15 protein-coding genes are annotated in these 17,410 nt (G+C 36.7%); all 15 read right to left on the bottom strand.

The window, feature by feature from the left end:
- Positions 1-36: 36 nt before the first annotated feature.
- The 15 genes from uvrA to DS830_RS04705 all read right to left on the bottom strand — a co-directional run bounded on the left by uvrA (position 37) and on the right by DS830_RS04705 (position 17,396).
- On the bottom strand, positions 37-2,874 hold the full coding sequence (gene uvrA / locus DS830_RS04635; RefSeq protein WP_118908424.1) for an excinuclease ABC subunit UvrA: 2,838 nt from the start codon (positions 2,872-2,874) through the stop codon (positions 37-39).
- Positions 2,874-4,883, bottom strand: coding sequence for an excinuclease ABC subunit UvrB (uvrB, locus tag DS830_RS04640; RefSeq protein ID WP_118908425.1), 2,010 nt, complete (start codon positions 4,881-4,883; stop codon positions 2,874-2,876). The genes uvrA and uvrB overlap by 1 nt, the downstream gene beginning before the upstream one ends.
- Positions 4,884-4,980: 97 nt before the next feature.
- Entirely contained in the window at positions 4,981-5,616 is a 636-nt protein-coding gene (locus DS830_RS04645) for a YfbR-like 5'-deoxynucleotidase (RefSeq protein ID WP_118902543.1), read from the bottom strand.
- Between the two features lie 83 nt (positions 5,617-5,699).
- Positions 5,700-7,418 (bottom strand): phospho-sugar mutase, encoded by a 1,719-nt coding sequence (locus tag DS830_RS04650; RefSeq protein ID WP_118908426.1) that lies wholly within the window; start codon positions 7,416-7,418, stop codon positions 5,700-5,702.
- Positions 7,419-7,490: 72 nt separating this feature from the next.
- Positions 7,491-8,426: a thioredoxin-disulfide reductase gene (trxB, locus tag DS830_RS04655; protein ID WP_118908427.1), complete on the bottom strand. Its 936-nt coding sequence runs from the start codon at positions 8,424-8,426 to the stop codon at positions 7,491-7,493.
- A 71-nt stretch (positions 8,427-8,497) separates the two neighbouring features.
- Positions 8,498-9,331: a prolipoprotein diacylglyceryl transferase gene (gene lgt / locus DS830_RS04660; protein ID WP_118908428.1), complete on the bottom strand. Its 834-nt coding sequence runs from the start codon at positions 9,329-9,331 to the stop codon at positions 8,498-8,500.
- A complete protein-coding gene (gene hprK / locus DS830_RS04665) occupies positions 9,328-10,278 on the bottom strand; it encodes an HPr(Ser) kinase/phosphatase (protein ID WP_118908429.1) in 951 nt (316 codons plus the stop codon). The genes lgt and hprK overlap by 4 nt, the downstream gene beginning before the upstream one ends.
- Positions 10,279-10,310: 32 nt before the next feature.
- Positions 10,311-10,673 carry a phage holin family protein gene (locus DS830_RS04670; RefSeq protein ID WP_338024779.1) on the bottom strand — a complete coding sequence of 121 codons (363 nt, stop codon included), beginning with the start codon at positions 10,671-10,673 and terminating at the stop codon, positions 10,311-10,313.
- A 31-nt stretch (positions 10,674-10,704) separates the two neighbouring features.
- The gene (gene phoU, locus DS830_RS04675; RefSeq protein ID WP_118908430.1) at positions 10,705-11,388 is read right to left on the bottom strand and encodes a phosphate signaling complex protein PhoU; all 684 of its coding nucleotides are present in this window, start codon (positions 11,386-11,388) and stop codon (positions 10,705-10,707) included.
- A gap of 33 nt (positions 11,389-11,421) precedes the next feature.
- Positions 11,422-12,180 (bottom strand): phosphate ABC transporter ATP-binding protein PstB, encoded by a 759-nt coding sequence (gene pstB / locus DS830_RS04680; RefSeq protein WP_118908431.1) that lies wholly within the window; start codon positions 12,178-12,180, stop codon positions 11,422-11,424.
- A gap of 11 nt (positions 12,181-12,191) precedes the next feature.
- On the bottom strand, positions 12,192-12,992 hold the full coding sequence (pstB, locus tag DS830_RS04685; protein ID WP_118908432.1) for a phosphate ABC transporter ATP-binding protein PstB: 801 nt from the start codon (positions 12,990-12,992) through the stop codon (positions 12,192-12,194).
- Between the two features lie 4 nt (positions 12,993-12,996).
- A complete protein-coding gene (pstA, locus tag DS830_RS04690) occupies positions 12,997-13,881 on the bottom strand; it encodes a phosphate ABC transporter permease PstA (RefSeq protein WP_118902567.1) in 885 nt (294 codons plus the stop codon).
- Positions 13,881-14,798: a phosphate ABC transporter permease subunit PstC gene (gene pstC / locus DS830_RS04695; RefSeq protein WP_118902569.1), complete on the bottom strand. Its 918-nt coding sequence runs from the start codon at positions 14,796-14,798 to the stop codon at positions 13,881-13,883. Before pstC ends, pstA begins: the two co-directional genes overlap by 1 nt.
- Position 14,799: 1 nt before the next feature.
- Positions 14,800-15,663, bottom strand: coding sequence for a phosphate ABC transporter substrate-binding protein PstS family protein (locus DS830_RS04700; protein ID WP_118908433.1), 864 nt, complete (start codon positions 15,661-15,663; stop codon positions 14,800-14,802).
- A gap of 77 nt (positions 15,664-15,740) precedes the next feature.
- A complete protein-coding gene (locus DS830_RS04705) occupies positions 15,741-17,396 on the bottom strand; it encodes a sensor histidine kinase (protein ID WP_118908434.1) in 1,656 nt (551 codons plus the stop codon).
- Between the last annotated feature and the right edge of the window lie 14 nt (positions 17,397-17,410).

Below are 17,410 nucleotides of genomic sequence, written 5' to 3' on the forward strand. Positions count from 1 at the left end.
ATTATTAATTGTGCCCGTCTACTATTAATATCTAACCTATTCAAGTGTTTCAAATTTTTCTAAAACTGGTTTCAAATATTGTCCAGTGTAAGACTCTTTGACTTGTACAATTTGCTCCGGTGTTCCAATAGCTACAACTTGTCCACCTAAGTCGCCGCCTTCTGGTCCCAAATCAATAATCCAATCTGCGGATTTAATCACATCTAAGTTATGTTCAATCACAACTACTGTATTACCTTGATCAACCAGTCTTTGCAGCACATCTAACAAACGTTTAATGTCATCAACATGTAAACCCGTAGTCGGTTCATCCAAAATATAGAAATTATGACCATCTGATTTCTTATAGAGTTCTGACGCTAATTTCATTCTCTGGGCTTCTCCCCCAGACAAAGTAGTAGCCGATTGTCCTAGTTGAACATACCCTAAGCCGACATCCGCAATTGTCTGTAATTTACGCTCAATTTTGGGTAAATGCTCAAAAAATTCCAAAGCTTCTGCAACGGTCATTTGTAAAATTTCCGCAATGTTCTTACCCTTGTAGGTGACTTGTAAAGTTTCCGAGTTATAGCGCGTACCATGACAAACTTCACAAGGTACATAAACATCTGGCAAAAAATTCATCTCAATTTTAATAATGCCGTCCCCTTTACATGCTTCACAACGGCCACCTTTAACATTAAAGGAAAAACGTCCTTTAGTATAGCCTCGAACTTTGGCTTCATTAGTCTTAGCAAATAAATCACGTATATCATCAAAAACTCCCGTATAGGTCGCTGGATTACTCCGCGGAGTACGTCCTATCGGACTTTGATCAATATTAACAAGTGTTTTTAAATCTTCAAAACCGGTAATTTTTTGAAATTTACCAGGACGATGATTATTATGATTCAATTTTTGTGCTAAGGCTCGTTGTAAAATTTGGTTCACTAAAGATGATTTTCCCGAACCCGAAACCCCAGTGACAGCGATAAATTTTCCAAGTGGAAATTCGACATCAATATTTTTCAAATTGTTTTCAGCAGCACCATAAATTTTGACAGATTGACCCGTGCCATTCCGACGTTTTGTGGGTAATGGAATATATTTTTTGCCGGCCAAATATTGCCCTGTTAAAGAATCAGGATTGGCAGCTACTTCTTGAGGTGTGCCTGCCGCTACTATCTGTCCTCCCGCTGCACCCGCACCAGGACCAACATCAATCAAATAATCAGCCTGCCGCATTGTATCTTCATCATGTTCTACAACAATTAAGGTATTACCTAAATCTCGCATAGCTTTAAGCGAACGAATTAATCGATCATTATCACGTTGATGCAAACCAATCGAAGGTTCATCTAAAATATATAATACTCCGGATAAGTTAGAACCAATTTGAGTAGCTAAGCGAATGCGTTGGGCTTCTCCACCTGATAGAGTTCCCGCCGAACGCGAAAGTGTCAAGTAATCCAAACCGACATTTTGCAGAAATGTCAACCGATCAATTACTTCTTTTAAAATTGGCTGGGCAATTACTGTATTTTGTGGTGATAACTTAATAGATTTAAAAAATGGTAATGCTGCTTTGATAGGTAAATCTGAGACCTCAGCAATGTTTTGCTGAGCAATTTGTACGCTGAGAGCTTTACGATTCAAACGTGTACCATGACAAGTTTGACAAACTGATTCAGTCATATATTTGCGCATAATATCTCGCATAAAAGCACTTGAAGGCTTGCGATAACGATGGGCAATATTAGGAATGACACCTTCAAATGTAGTATCAACATCACGTACACTACCAAAATCATTATCAAAATGAAAATGAAATTGCTGTTTATCAGAGCCATAAAGCAAAAAATCTTGTTGGTTTTGGGGCAATTTATTAAATGGTGTATCTTGGTCAATTCCAAATTGCGCAGCAGCTTGTTGTAATAAATGTGGATAATACTGTGAATGTTCTTGGTTCCAAGGAACTATCGCTCCTTGATTCAAGGTTAAATGACGATCGGGAATTACTAAATCCAAATCCACTTCTAACTTCATACCTAAGCCATCACAATCTGGACAAGCCCCAAAAGGTGCATTAAAAGAAAAAAGCCGTGGCTCTAATTCTCCTACTGTAAAACCACATAAAGGACAAGCATAGTGTTCTGAAAATACTAAGGGCTCACCACCAATTATATCTGCGGTCATATACCCACCTGATAAGCGCAAGGCCGATTCTATAGAGTCAAATAGTCGTGAACGGATGCCATCTTTAATTACTATTCGATCCACAACGACTTGCAAATTATGCTGTTGATTTTTATTTAATTCAATCTCATCAGTAATATCATGTTGCTCACCGTCAATAATTACCCGTACATATCCTTGCTTGGCAATTTGTGCTAATACTTTTTTATGTTGTCCTTTTTTACTGCGTATTACTGGCGATAAGATTTGTAATTTGGTTCGTTCGGGCAATTTTAATAACCGATCCACCATTTGTTCGACTGATTGTCGACTAATAATAGTACCATCATTAGGACATACTGGCGTCCCTACTCGCGCCCATAAAAGCCGCAAGTAATCATTAATTTCAGTAGCGGTACCAACAGTAGAACGAGGGTTTTTGGACGTAGTTTTTTGATCAATAGAAATTGCTGGACTCAATCCATCAATTGAATCGACGTCAGGTTTATCCATTTGTCCCAAAAACTGCCGCGCATAAGAGGAGAGACTTTCAACATAACGTCGTTGCCCTTCTGCATAAAGGGTATCAAACGCAAGTGAACTTTTTCCAGAGCCTGAAAGCCCAGTCATCACTACCAATTTATTACGAGGAATGGTGACATCAATATTTTTCAAATTATGCGAACGAGCACCATGAATGACAATATTATCGTTTACCATTAACTAATCTCTGCTTTCAATTCTAAAATTGTATCACGTAAAGTTGCTGCTTGTTCAAAATCTAACGCTTTGGCAGCACGTTCCATTTGTGCAGTTAGCTGTTGTAACAACTCTTGTTGCTCTTGATCTGACATATTATCAAAGTCAATTTCCACAGCCGCTGCTTGTTCCACTTCACCATCATGATCGACCGTTTTAATCGCGGAAATTGCATCACGAATTGGTTTTTGAATCGTTTGTGGGGTTATATGATGCTTCTCATTATATTGTTCTTGAATTTGACGCCGACGCTTGGTTTCAGCAATCGCTGTTTTCATCGAATCTGTCATGTGGTCTGCATACATAATAACATGTCCATCTTTATTACGAGCTGCACGGCCAATAGTCTGAATTAAGGGCCGTTCTGAACGCAGAAATCCTTCTTTATCAGCATCCAAAATCGCAATTAATGATACTTCAGGAACATCAATTCCTTCGCGCAAAAGATTAATTCCGATCAAAACATCATACTTACCTAAGCGTAAATCCCGGATAATTTCTGTTCGTTCGAGGGTTTTAATATCACTATGCAAATAGGCTACTTTAATACCCAAATCTTTCAAATAGTCAGTTAAGTCTTCAGCCATTTTCTTGGTCAAAGTGGTTATCAAAGTTCGCTCTTTCTTCTCAATCCGTTGATTGATTTCAGCTACTAAATTATCAATTTGACCCATAATTGGTCGTACTTCGATATCAGGATCTAAAAGTCCTGTTGGTCGAATAACTTGTTCAACTACTTCACCAGTGCGTTCTAATTCATAGTCACCTGGAGTGGCAGATACATACAAGATTTGATTGACATGCTTTTCAAATTCTGCCAAAGTTAACGGACGATTATCTAAGGCACTAGGCAAACGAAAACCATAATCAATGAGCATCTGTTTGCGCGCACGATCACCATTATACATCCCACGAATTTGCGGCATAGTTACATGAGATTCATCAATCATAATATTAAAATCATCTGGAAAAAAATCTAACAACGTAAATGGCGGTTCGCCTTGAGCTCGTCCTTCCATGTGTCGAGAATAATTTTCAATACCGGAAGTGTAGCCCATTTCCCGCATCATTTCAATATCATAATTGGTACGCTGTTCTAAACGTTGCGCTTCTAATAATTTGCCTTGACCCTTTAATTCGGCCAACCGGTCCGCTAATTCTTGACTAATCCGTTTTAAGGCGGCCGTCATTTGCTCTTCATTCGTCATAAAATGAGTGGCAGGAAAAATGGAAACTTGTTCTCTTTCACCCAAAATTTCTCCGGTTAATGGATCCATTTCCAAAATACGATCAATCTCATCACCAAAAAACTCAATCCGTAAAGAATTGTCATCCCGCGAGGCTGGAAATATATCAATCACATCGCCACGGACGCGAAAACGTCCCCGCTGAAAATCAATATCATTACGTTCAAATTGGTTATCCACTAAGTCTTTGAGCAACTGCTGGCGATTAATCTCTTGTCCTGTGCGCAAAGAAATCACACTAGCCTGATATTCTCGAGGATCACCTAAACCAAAAATACAAGAAACTGATGCAACAACAATCACATCATTACGTTCCAATAAAGCCGAAGTAGCTGCGTGTCGTAATTTATCAATTTCATCATTAATACTAGAATCTTTCTCAATATAGGTATCGCTGGAGGGTACATAAGCTTCAGGTTGATAATAATCATAGTAACTCACAAAATATTCAACCGCATTATGGGGAAAGAATTCTTTAAATTCGCCATAAAGTTGACCGGCCAGAGTTTTATTGTGCGAAATAACCAAAGTAGGCTTGTTTAAATTCTTGATGACGTTAGCCATCGTAAAAGTTTTACCGGTTCCTGTCGCTCCCTTGAGTATTTGCTCATGATTGCCTGTCTGAAAATCGTGAGTCAATTTGTCAATAGCTTGTTGTTGATCTCCAGCTGGTTGATATTTAGAAACTAATTCAAATTTATTATCGGTTATCCGTTCTAGCATGCTTTACTCCTTTGACACTAAAAAAGCTGGAAATAATTCCAACTCTAATTTCTATAGTTATACTATCATAGCGAACATACTTTCGCTATTATTAAAGCTACTTTTCTGTCAAAATTTGTCGACTAATAGCTGTCAGTTTTTCTCGTGAAGCAAAATCTTCATTTAACAAATCTGGTAATACTGTCTGTAAGAAGTATTTTCCACAGGCTAAATTTTGAAATTTTTTGATGGTCACTAGGCTTTCACTGAAAATTTCAATGAAAACATTATCTGGATTTCCTTTTTCAATTTCACCAAAAGATTCATACAACAAATCAACTTTGTCAGCAATTGCTAAAATATTGCCTTCCAAAGTGTCATCTTTGCCTTCTCCCAGCCGCCGGCGAAAACGATCTTGTAAGTTATCCGGAATTTCTTTTTGGATAAAGTTCTCTGTCATGTCTTCATCAACTTGTGCTAACATTTGTCGTAATTGCTTAGTTGCGTATTTAACTGGCGTTTTAATATCTCCAATAAATCGCTCCGTATAATCGTGATTCAGTGCTTTTTCATATAATGACTGCCAATTAATCTGATTCCCCGCTAATTCTTCAATATCACCTAAAATTTGAGCAATTTCTGTCACTTTGAACGAATGCGCTGCTACGCTATGTTGCTGATATTGAAAATGACCTGGAGCTCGGTCTAAATTTTCGAGGTTGGTCAATCCTTGAATAAATTGATGAATTCCCATAAAAAAACGCCTCCCGCTTGCCTAAAATTTCTAATATGTTAATCCAAATTAGAAACAATTGCAAATAGAAGACGCTATTAAAATTAATACCAACTATCAATTGCTTCTACATAAGCTGCTAAATTATCATTAGCTTCAGCTTCTGTATTAGCGGTCACACCTACGTAATTTTTAATTTTTGGTTCTGTTCCTGATGGGCGCACAGCAATCCAAGTTTCATCAGCTAAAATAAATTTCAAAACATTTGCACTGGGCAAACCTAATGCTTTGGTTGTCCCATCGGCATTTTTTTGCAGTCCACTTTGAAAATCCTGAACACTAATAATCTTAGTGCCATTAAATTCTGTAGGTTCATTTTGGCGGAATCGATTCATTAATTTATCCATTTTAGCAATGCCATCTACTCCAGCAAAAGTTTTGGAAATAGTTTTTTCTTTATAATAACCGTAACGTTGATAAATATCTTGCAAGCCATCATACAAAGTCTTATTTTGACTCTTATAATAAGCAGCAACTTCTGCTAACAGCACACTAGCTTGAATGGCATCTTTATCACGGACAAATGGTTGCACCAAATAGCCATAACTTTCCTCAAAACCAAACAAAAACTCATGACTGCCAGTTTCTTGAAATTGTTGAATTTGTTCTGCAATAAATTTAAAGCCTGTTAAAACATTAATCATTTCTACGCCATAAGCTTGGGAAATTTTAGTTGCTAACTCCGTGGAAACAATTGATTTAACTACAGCCCCATTTTGCGGTAATGTGTGTGTTCTTTTTTTTGCACTTAAAATATACTCTAACAAAACACTAGCAATTTGATTACCAGTCATGAGTTGATACTGCCCATCAGGTTGCCGTACTGCTGCTCCCAAACGATCAGCATCAGGATCAGTAGCAATTAAAACATCAGCAGAAATTTTTTGTCCGTCTCTAATAGCCAAATTAAAAGTTTCGCTAAATTCTGGATTAGGAAATTCCACAGTTGCAAATTCCGGATCCAAAATAGCTTGTTCTTGAACTAATTGCATTTTAGTAAAACCTACTTGGCTAAAAGCACGACCAGCCAGCATCTTGCCGGTTCCGTGCAAAGGCGTATAAACAAATTTTAAATCACGATATTGGTTTATAAGGTTTTGATCAATCGAAACAGATTTTATTTCTTGAAGATAGGCTTGATCTACATCTTCACCAATTAAATGTAAGAGTTGCTGCTGACGTAAATCATGAATATCAGCTACTGCGATGGCAAATAAGTCCCGGGCTTGACGTACATAATTAGTAATTTGATCAGATTCTTGAGGTGGCATTTGCCCACCATCAGGACCATAAATTTTAAAACCATTATATTTAGCCGGATTATGACTAGCAGTAATCATAATTCCTGCATAAGTATGGAGATAACGTACTGCAAATGATAACTCAGGAGTAGGTCTTAAACTATCAAACAAATATACTGGAATTTGATGATGTCCTAATACGCGCGCAGATTCTGCAGCAAAAAGTTGAGAATTGTAGCGTGAATCAAAACTAATTGCTACTCCACGCTGTTTTTTGGTGTCATCTAGCGTATCCATAAAACGGGCTAAGCCTTCAGCAGCCTGGCGTACTGTATAAATGTTCATCCGATTAATACCTGGTCCAAGAATTCCTCTCATGCCAGCAGTTCCAAATTCCATCGGCGCGTAAAAGGCATCTTTCAATTCTTCTTGCTTGTCTTTCAAACTATCTAATTGTTGTTTCAAAGCTAAGTCTAAGTTTGCATAATTAGCCCAGACTTGATAATTATCTTGCCAATCCATGATTAACCCTCCAAATTGATACTAACTGCCCCTTATTATAACGTTTGCGACAAAAAAAGACTAACAAAATTGTTAGTCAACATCAGTTAAAGTTTGTAAATAGTTGAAAACTCCTTGACCTGCTAGTCCACCTTCACCAACAGCAGTAGTAATTTGCCGCAAATCTTTTTTGCGCACATCCCCGACGGCAAAAATGCCTGGAACTTTGGTCTCCATATGGTCATTAGTTTCGATCCAATTATCTGCATTAGTTATTTTCAAATTATTTAAGGCTTCAGTATTCGGCTTAATTCCCACATAGATAAAGACTCCCGCTGCGTTAATTATTTTTTCTTGACCAGATTCTTTATCTTGATAACGCACAGCGGTTACTTTCTTGTCATCACCTTGCACTTCTTCTACAGCAGCATTCCAAATAAATTTAATCTTGTCATTAGCAAAGGCTCTTTTTTGTAAAATTTGTTGAGCTCGCAGTTGATCACGCCGATGAACAATGGTTACTGACTTAGCTAATTGCGTTAAATAAATTCCTTCTTCTACCGCTGAGTCGCCACCGCCAATCACTACAACGTCTTCACCTTTAAAGAAGGCACCATCACAGACAGCACAATAAGATACTCCTTTTCCAGAATATTCATCTTCACCAGGAATACCAATTTTCTTATATTCTGAACCCGTGGCAATTATTAATGCTGGCGCTCTGAAAGTTTCATCGGTAGTATGAACCAACTTATCATTACCATCTAAACTTACTGATTCTACTGTACCATATTGATAATCAACCCCAAATTGCGTTGCTGATTGATACATTTGTTCACCCAGTTCAGGACCCATGATTGATTTAAACCCCGGATAATTTTCTATGGCTGCAGTATTATTCATTTGACCGCCATAAATACCCCGATCAAGCATCAATACTTGTAAGTTAGAACGTGAAGCATACAAAGCCGCAGTCATTCCGGCAGGACCAGCGCCAATAATAATCACATCATAATTTTTTTCTGACATAAACTTAATCCTCCATTTTTTTGCATATAATCATCATAAATTGCTTAAAGCGCAATTACCAACAATTTGCTTTAACGTTGATACGGATACTTAAAACCACTACCAGCGAGATAATCTGGTAAATTACCTTGGCGTCTTCGATAAATGACAACAACCAGCGCCCCAATAAAAAGCACTACTGACAGTACTTGCGATACTCTTAATGCTCCCCAATAAAGACTATCAGTTCGCATTCCTTCCACAAAAAAACGTCCTAAAGAATACCACAGTACATAACTTAAAAATACTTCTCCTTGTTTAAAGAGTTTTGGTCGATGACGTAAAGTTAATAAAATAATTAGACCAATCAAATTCCAAACGGATTCGTATAAAAACGTTGGCTGCCGATAATGTCCATTGATAAGCATCTGTTGAATTACAAAATTGGGCAGATGTAAGCCCTGTAAAAAACTAGCTGAAGTAATTGCCCCATAGGCTTCCTGATTCATAAAATTACCCCAACGACCAACAATTTGACCAACTAATAAACTTGGAGCAGCGATATCTAACACTAACCAAATAGGTAACTGCCGTTTTTGTGTAAAAACAATCGTTACTAATAAGGCAGCAATCAGACCACCATAAATCGCAATACCACCATGCCAAATTTTAATAATTTCACTAGGATATTGTGCATAAAATGACCACTGAAAAATTACATAATATAAACGGGCCCCAATTAAAGCAAACGGAACTCCCCATAATACCAAATCAATAATATCATCAGCCATAATTTGGCGTTTCTGGGCTTCACGTAAGGCTAACCAGACTCCAATAATAGCCCCCGTAGCAATTAACACTCCATACCAACGAATAGCAAAGGGGCCCAACTGTAGAAAAATAGGATTTAAAACTAATAAGCTCATTTATTAGCGTCACTTTCAGAATTTTTTTTGATTAAACCAGTAAGATTTTCTTCAAAACGAGCGGCTGCATCATAGCCCATCTTTTTTGCTCGATAATCCATTGCTGCAACTTCAATAATATTAGCAATATTACGTCCCACTTTAACCGGAATCGTCATTGAAGGCACTACAACATCAAAAATTTGTTCTGTATTATCATCCAAACCAATTCTTTCATAATTTTCGTTTGGAGACCAATTTTTGAGATTCATAATTAAAGAAATTTCCATAGAAGTTCTGACTGCACTAGCACCAAACAAGTTCATAACATCGATAATACCAATGCCTCGCACTTCCATTAAATTTTTTAAAATTTCGGGTGCTTCACCGACTAAAGTATGCTCATTTTGTTGGAAAATATCAACTCGATCATCAGCAACTAGACGATGTCCGTTCTTAACAAGTTCTAGAGCAGTTTCACTTTTACCGATTCCCGAGTCACCTTTAATTAAAACACCTAAACCGTAAACGTCAACTAAAACACCATGAATACTCTGACGTTCTGCCAAAACTTTTTCTAAATATTGTGTAATAATGTTAGAAACTCGCGTTGTTGTTAATGGTGAGCCCAAAATTGGTATTTGATGTTCATTTGCTGCCTGCCGCATTTCTAGTGAAGGTTGAATCCCTCGAGAAAAGACAAAGGCAGGCGTTTTATCAGTACACATTTCTGTCAAAACATGATACCGATTCTTAGGAGTCATAGCTTTTGCATAAGATGTTTCAGTTTGTCCAAATAATTGCACTCGTTCATACGGATAATAATCAAAATAACCTGTTAATTCTAGACCTGGACGCGAAATTTCGGTTTCCACAATCGGGCGTTTAGCAAGATATTCTTGGCCATAATAAACTTCAATATTAGTATTATTAATTAAATCTTGTACAGTGATGATGTTTTTTCCCATAATTACACTCATTCCTTAAAAACTTTTCTTAACTAAAATCTTCTTTGAAAAGCATGATAACCGATAAAAGAATTCGCTATTGACATTATCAAAGCAATAAAAATTGCTGCACTAAAACTACGTAAAACAAAACCACTAATCAACCAGGCAATTATCTCTAAAGTTAAACCATTAATCACTAAGGAAAAGAGACCAAAAGTTAATAAAGTAATTGGAAAAGAAATAATATGCAAGATTGGCTTAATCGTCATATTTAACAACACTAGTAAAAATCCCGCAATAAGGGCAGTTAAAAAATTATCTATAAAAAACATACTCGGTAAAACCCGAGCAATTGCCATAAACAATAGTGTGTTAATAATAGTTTGGTAGATAATCTTCACGATTGTTCCCACTTTCAAAGACTACTTTATTGAAAAAGTTCATCTAATATTTTCTATTTTGCTGATCATCTCTACAATTAAGATCTGCTAGTTTGCCTCGTTTTAAATAGACTACCCATTCACACAAGTTAGTAATATAGTCACCCATGCGCTCTAAATAATTAGTTACCGATAAATACGAAGTCCCGTTTTCAACGGTTTGGGCATCATTTTTCATATCCATAATACAAAGATGCTTAATTTTTTGTACTAAGCGATCAATATCATTATCTTGTTGCGCAATCTCAATAGCTCGCTGATCATCTTCTTGTAAATATGATTCAATTGCTTGAGTAAACATGGCCTCTACTTGTTGCGAAACTTGTTGAATGAGCTTTTCTACGTCAGGAAGCGTTGATTTTTCATGTAAACGCAAATCTGCGCGAGCAATACTAACAGCATGATCACCAATGCGTTCTAAATCTGAACTAGCTTTTAAGACTGTCATAATCATTCGTAAATCGCTAGTCACAGGCTGTTGCAAAGCAATCATTTCAAAAGATTTTTTTTCTAAGTCCATTTCACGATTATTAATTTTTTGATCATCAACAACCACTTGCTGTGCTAAATCCTGATCATGAGTAATAAAAGCAGTTACTGCCTTTTTGATAGCTTCATTGACCATCATTGCCATTTCTGAAAAACGAATGTGTAAATTATTTAATTCAGTTTCAAATTCACTTCTCATAATGAGCCCCCTTAAATATTATAGTTAAAACACTTATCCAAACCGACCACTAATATAATCTTCAGTCTTTTGCTGATGAGGATTCAAGAAGATTTTTTTAGTTTGATCCATTTCGATTAATTCGCCTTGATAAAAAAAGGCAGTCTGATCAGAAATACGTGATGCTTGATGCATACTATGAGTTACAATGACAATCGTATACTGTTCTCTTAACTCTAATAACATATTCTCAATTTTTGTAGCTGAGATAGGATCTAAGGCTGAAGTTGGTTCATCTAACAAAATCACCTCAGGCTTAACGGCTAACACCCGCGCAATGCAAACACGCTGCTGTTGACCACCCGACAGCGCCAAAGCACTTTGGTCTAGTTTATCTTTGACGTCATCCCAAACTGCTGCTTGCCGCAAACTTGTTTCTACGGCTTCATCTAAAACTTCTCTTTGTCTGACTCCTGCAATTTTTAAACCATAAACTACATTATCATAAATCGAAAAGGGAAAGGGATTAGGTTGTTGAAATACCATACCCACACGTTTGCGGAGCTGAACGGTGTCCATTGCTGGTGCGTACATATTCTGTCCTTCAAGAGCAATATTACCCGTAATTGTTACATTGTCAATTAAATCATTCATCCGATTCAAACACCGTAAAAATGTCGATTTACCACAACCAGATGGACCAATCATGGCGGTAATTTCATCACGCTTAATATCCATTGTAATACCTTTAAGTGCTTCTTTATGACCATAAAACAAATGGACATCTTGTGCTGTTATGATTGCATCTGTCATCTTCACTACTCCTAACCAAAATGTCCAGAAACATAATCTTCCGTTAATTGAACTTGCGGTCGAGTAAATATTCGACGCGTTTGATCATATTCAATTAATTGACCCTGATGGAAAAAAGCTGTGTAATCACTAACTCTAGCAGCTTGTTGCATATTGTGGGTCACAATAATGATTGTATATTGTTTTTTTAAATCTTGCATAGTTTGTTCAATATTAGCTGTGGAAATTGGATCTAACGCACTAGCAGGCTCATCCATTAACAAAATATCAGGTTCTAAAGCTAAAGCCCTCGCAATACATAATCTTTGTTGTTGACCACCAGACAAAGCCAGCGCACTTTTATTCAGATCATCTTTCACCTGTTCCCACAATGAGGCCTGCTTTAAAGTAGTTTCTACAATTGCAGCTAATTTTTTAGCATCATGCAAACCGCGTTGCTCCAACGCAAAGGTGATATTTTCACGAATAGATTTAGAAAATGGATTGGGACGTTGGAAAACCATCCCAATATGCTTACGTACTTCATAAACGTCTACTTGAGAAGTATTAATATCAACATCGCGATACATTATTTTGCCGGTTACTTGCGCTCCAGCAACTGTATCATTCATGCGATTTAAACTGCGTAAATAAGTTGATTTGCCTGAGCCAGAAGCACCAATTAGAGAAGTAATCTTGTACCGCTCAAACTGCAGACTCACCCCATGTAATGCCTCATGGCTACCATAACTGACGCGCAAATCATCGGTTGATAATGCTATTTCATGTTGTCTTTCGTCTAATATCCGTGTAAAGCTAGCTTTTTTTGTCATTAGATTATTCACCTGTCAGATGTTTGTATAATTTGCCACCCAGATAGCGTGCTAACAAATTAAAAATTAAAACTACTGCTACTAATACTAGTGAAGAACCGGCAGACACTGCACTAGCATCTGGAATCAAACCTTCTGAATTAACTTTCCAAATATGAACCGCTAACGTTTCTGCTGGCCGCATAAAATTCAAAGGCGAAGTTAAACTAAAAACATTCCAATTAGTAAAGTCAAGTGGTGGTGCACTTTGACCCGCAGTATAAATCAAAGCCGCTGCCTCGCCAAAAACTCTCCCAGCAGCCAAAATAATGCCCGTAATAATTCCTGGCAAGCATTCTGGAATAATCACATGAATAACAGTTTCCCAACGTGATAGCCCCAAGGCAAGTCCTGCTTCTCTTTGACTTAATGATACAGTTTGTAACGCGTCAGTAATGCTGCGAACCAATAAGGGTAGATTAAAAATAGTAAGTGTTAATGCACCCGATAAAATCGAAAAACTTAAGTGAAAGTTTACTACAAATACTAAAAAGCCAAATAATCCCACCACAATAGATGGTAAAGAACTTAAAACTTCAATAGCTGAACTAATCAAGTTAGCCAATTTTTGATTAGTTGTATATTCTGATAGATAAATGGCAATTCCAAGAGCTAAAGGAATCGAAACTAACATTGACAAAATTAGTAGATATAATGAATTAAATAATTGAGCGCCAATACCACCACCAGCTTGGAAACTTTTAGCAGCACTAGTTAAAAATTTCCAACTAAGATGGGGAATGCCAGCAACAAAAATATAAATGAGTAATGCTGCTAAAATTACAACAATTACTCCTGACATGAAATAAATGACCCCAGTCATTAAGTGATCAATTTTTTTTGCTTTCACTACAGTTCACCTCGTTTAGCCAAATATTTAATGACAATATTAAATAGAAGTGACATTATCAATAATAATAAGGCTAGTGTCCATAAAGCATTATTGGCACTGGTTCCCATAACTGTATTACCCATATTCATTGTTAAAACACTGGTCAAAGTCGTTGCCGGTGAAGCTAAACTGCTAGGCATGAGTGCTGCATTTCCAATCACCATTTGAACAGCTAAGGCTTCCCCAAAGGCTCGCGACATCCCAAATATTATCGCCGTCATTAATCCCGGAGCTGCTGCTCTTAGAACAACCTTATAGATGGTTTGCCAGCGTGTAGCCCCTAATGCCAAAGAAGCCTCACGATAATGACGCGGCACCGCCTTTAAAGCGTCCACAGCCATCGAAGTAATAGTTGGTAAAATCATTACTAATAATACCAAGGTTCCAGCCAAAATTCCAAAACCACTACCACCAAAAAGTTTCTGTACAGCAGGCACAATTACTGCCAATCCAATAAAACCATAAACGACTGAAGGAATCCCAACCAATAATTCAATTACTGGTTGTAAAATTTTATTCCCTCGCTTAGGTGAAATTTCAGTCATAAAAATAGCTGCGGCCAATGAAAATGGTGTAGCCAAAACAACCGCTAATAGTGTTACAGCAAAGGAACCCACAATCATTGGCAAAGCTCCAATTATGGGCCGATGATGGATGTTGGTTTGATCAGGCGCCCAAGTAGTTTTGGTGAAAAAATCTACTAAACTCCCATGATCTTGTACAAAAATTGCAATCCCTTTAGTTGCAATAAAACCAAAGATGGCTAACACTAATAAAATAATTAATAACGTACAAAATTGCGTTAATAAACGGCCACGAGTTTCAATTTTGGCTGATAGTGAACGTTGTTTTAAACTTTTAGCAATTGGATCCATTTTAGTCACGCACCTTAATTCTGGTTGTTTTTCCTGTAGCATCTTGCTGATAATGCATTTGTTTAATTGGAATATAGTGCATTTGACGCACTTCGTGCTTTTGAAAATTATCACTTAAAATATAATCAATTAGTTGTTTAGTCTCATTATTAGCATTCTTAGTTGTATACATATGCTCATAAGACCAAATGGGCCAAGTATTATTGGTCACGCTTGCTACTGATAATTTAACTCCATTTATTTTCAAAGCTGGTGTTTCCTTGGTCAAATATGGCCAAGCTACATAACTAATCGCTCCAGGTGTATTCTTAACAATTTGGCGGACCATCCCACTAGAATCTTGTTCAGAAGATTTTTTAGATGGTCGTCCTTGCATCACTTGTTGTTCAAATATTGTTCTCGTTCCGCTTCCTTGAGCCCGGTTAACTAACGTAATTGCTAAATTGGGACCACCCACTGCTTGCCAATTATCAATTTTGCCCATAAAAATTGCTTGTAATTGCTGTAAAGTTAGGTTATCAACGCCTACTTTTTTATTAACAATCGGCACAACTGCGACTACACAGACTCGATGATCTACCATGTTTGAAGCTTGGATACCCTTTTTTTGCTCTGCAAAGACGTCCGAGTTCCCAATCTGAACAGCTTGTTGTTGAACTTGAGAAAGTCCCGTGCCGCTACCTCCACCTTGTACATTAATGTACGCTTGAGAATTTTGTTTGCTGAATTGCTCACCAGCTGCTTCTACTAATGGCTGCAATGCTGAAGATCCTACAGCAGTTACTGTTTGTTGTTTAGTTTGTGAACAACCCGTCACAGTTAACAAAACTACTCCCAAAAGAAACAATTTGGGGAATCTTTTCATATCTTTCCTCCATCACCAGCATACCAAAATCTGGATTCTAGTAGTTAATTAAACTCATTTTTAATTATCTCATAATTTTATAAAGGTAGGTGTACATCAATAAGTGTCCCTTTATTAATTTGACTGGATAACTCAATGGTTCCGTTTAACGCTTGTACTGCTTCTTGGACAATTGCTAAACCTAAGCCTGTCCCTTGTTGGTGCTCTTTATCAACCCGATAAAAACGTTCAAAAACCTGTTTTTGATTTTTAGCGTCGATACCAATACCACTATCTTTAATTGTTATATTCAAATAATTTTCAATCTCATTATGATCCACTTTAATCAGCACTTGACCACCCACACGATTATACTTAACCGCATTACTAATTAAATTTTGGAATATTTCCCATAATTCTTGTTGATATGAACTAACCCAACTATTTCCTTGCCATTGTCGTTCAATTTTTAAATGCAACTTATTAATTTGTTCTTGCTGTTGTTGTAAGGCCTTTTTTACTAATTCCATTGTATCAACTCGGTCAGGCAATAAATTCTCTTGATGATCTAATTTATTTAATGTGACAGTATCGTCCAATAATTCATCTAGACTTTGTGCTTGCATCCTAATTTGCTTCAAAATCTCATTATCTGAATTGGTTTGTTGCAATAATTGATCAACATTTTGAATAATGGCTGTAACTGAAGGTTGTAATTTTTCACTTACGTTATCGATAAAATCTAATTGCTGTTGCTGTAATTGATGAATATTGGTTAAGTCATACAAAATAACAATTACTTGTTGTTCTAAATCTTCACTGCTATGGGCAATCCGAATAACATTAGCATCCACGTATCGATCTGAATCACCATATAATTGAATGTGCCGATGATGATTACGATTTTTACGTAAAGTATGTTCAATCATCCGACTTAAAGCATAAGTTTGAATGTCATCAACAAAAGGATGTTTGTTTTCTGCAATTTGTTTACCTAACATAATTGACAACATTTGATTATGCAACAAAACATTACCTTCAGCATCCAATAACATGACCCCTACTGGAAGATGTCCCATTAAACTTTGAAACCGCCGTTTTAAAATGGAATTAGTTTCTACTTGCTGTTGATTGTGCTTATCTAACGCATTAACCGCATGAATCAAAGACGTATAAGGTGTATTTTCTTTGGTAATCAAAGATTCAGTTTGTTCATTAGCTTTAATTTGTTGCAATTTTTGTACAATTGCATGTAAATAGCGGCGTTGTTGCCGATAAGTAAAGTACTGAATAGCCATTATTAACAACCATAAAACAAGATAAATCGCAGAAAATAACCCGACCAGATTAGAATGCTGCCAAACTGATTGATATTTTTTTACCATTACCCGCTGACGGTTATTAGTCGTAGAATCTAGTAAATATAATAAATAACGTTGTCCTCGAAAATGCTGTAAATAATAGGGATTAGTATTATCTAATTGATTTTGCTGCAAAACATCATGCACTTGTTTTTGACGTGTAGTCTGTGGATGGTTTGAATCTGTAACAACTGTCAATTGATGATCGTCGGCCCAAGATGCTAGCGAACGCCGGTTAGTATCTTTTTTTAATACTTGATAATCATTTTTTAAAGCTGCTAGATGATTAATTTGATCTTGTTTGACAAATTGACTCAAAATAAAGAGACAAAAACTATAAATCAAAATACCCACCAAGGCAGTTATTATAATTGTTCGTCGTTGCCGGCGCATAAGCTATTCCTCTT

The organism is Bombilactobacillus bombi, from assembly GCF_003522965.1.
GTDB classification, from domain to species: domain Bacteria; phylum Bacillota; class Bacilli; order Lactobacillales; family Lactobacillaceae; genus Bombilactobacillus; species Bombilactobacillus bombi.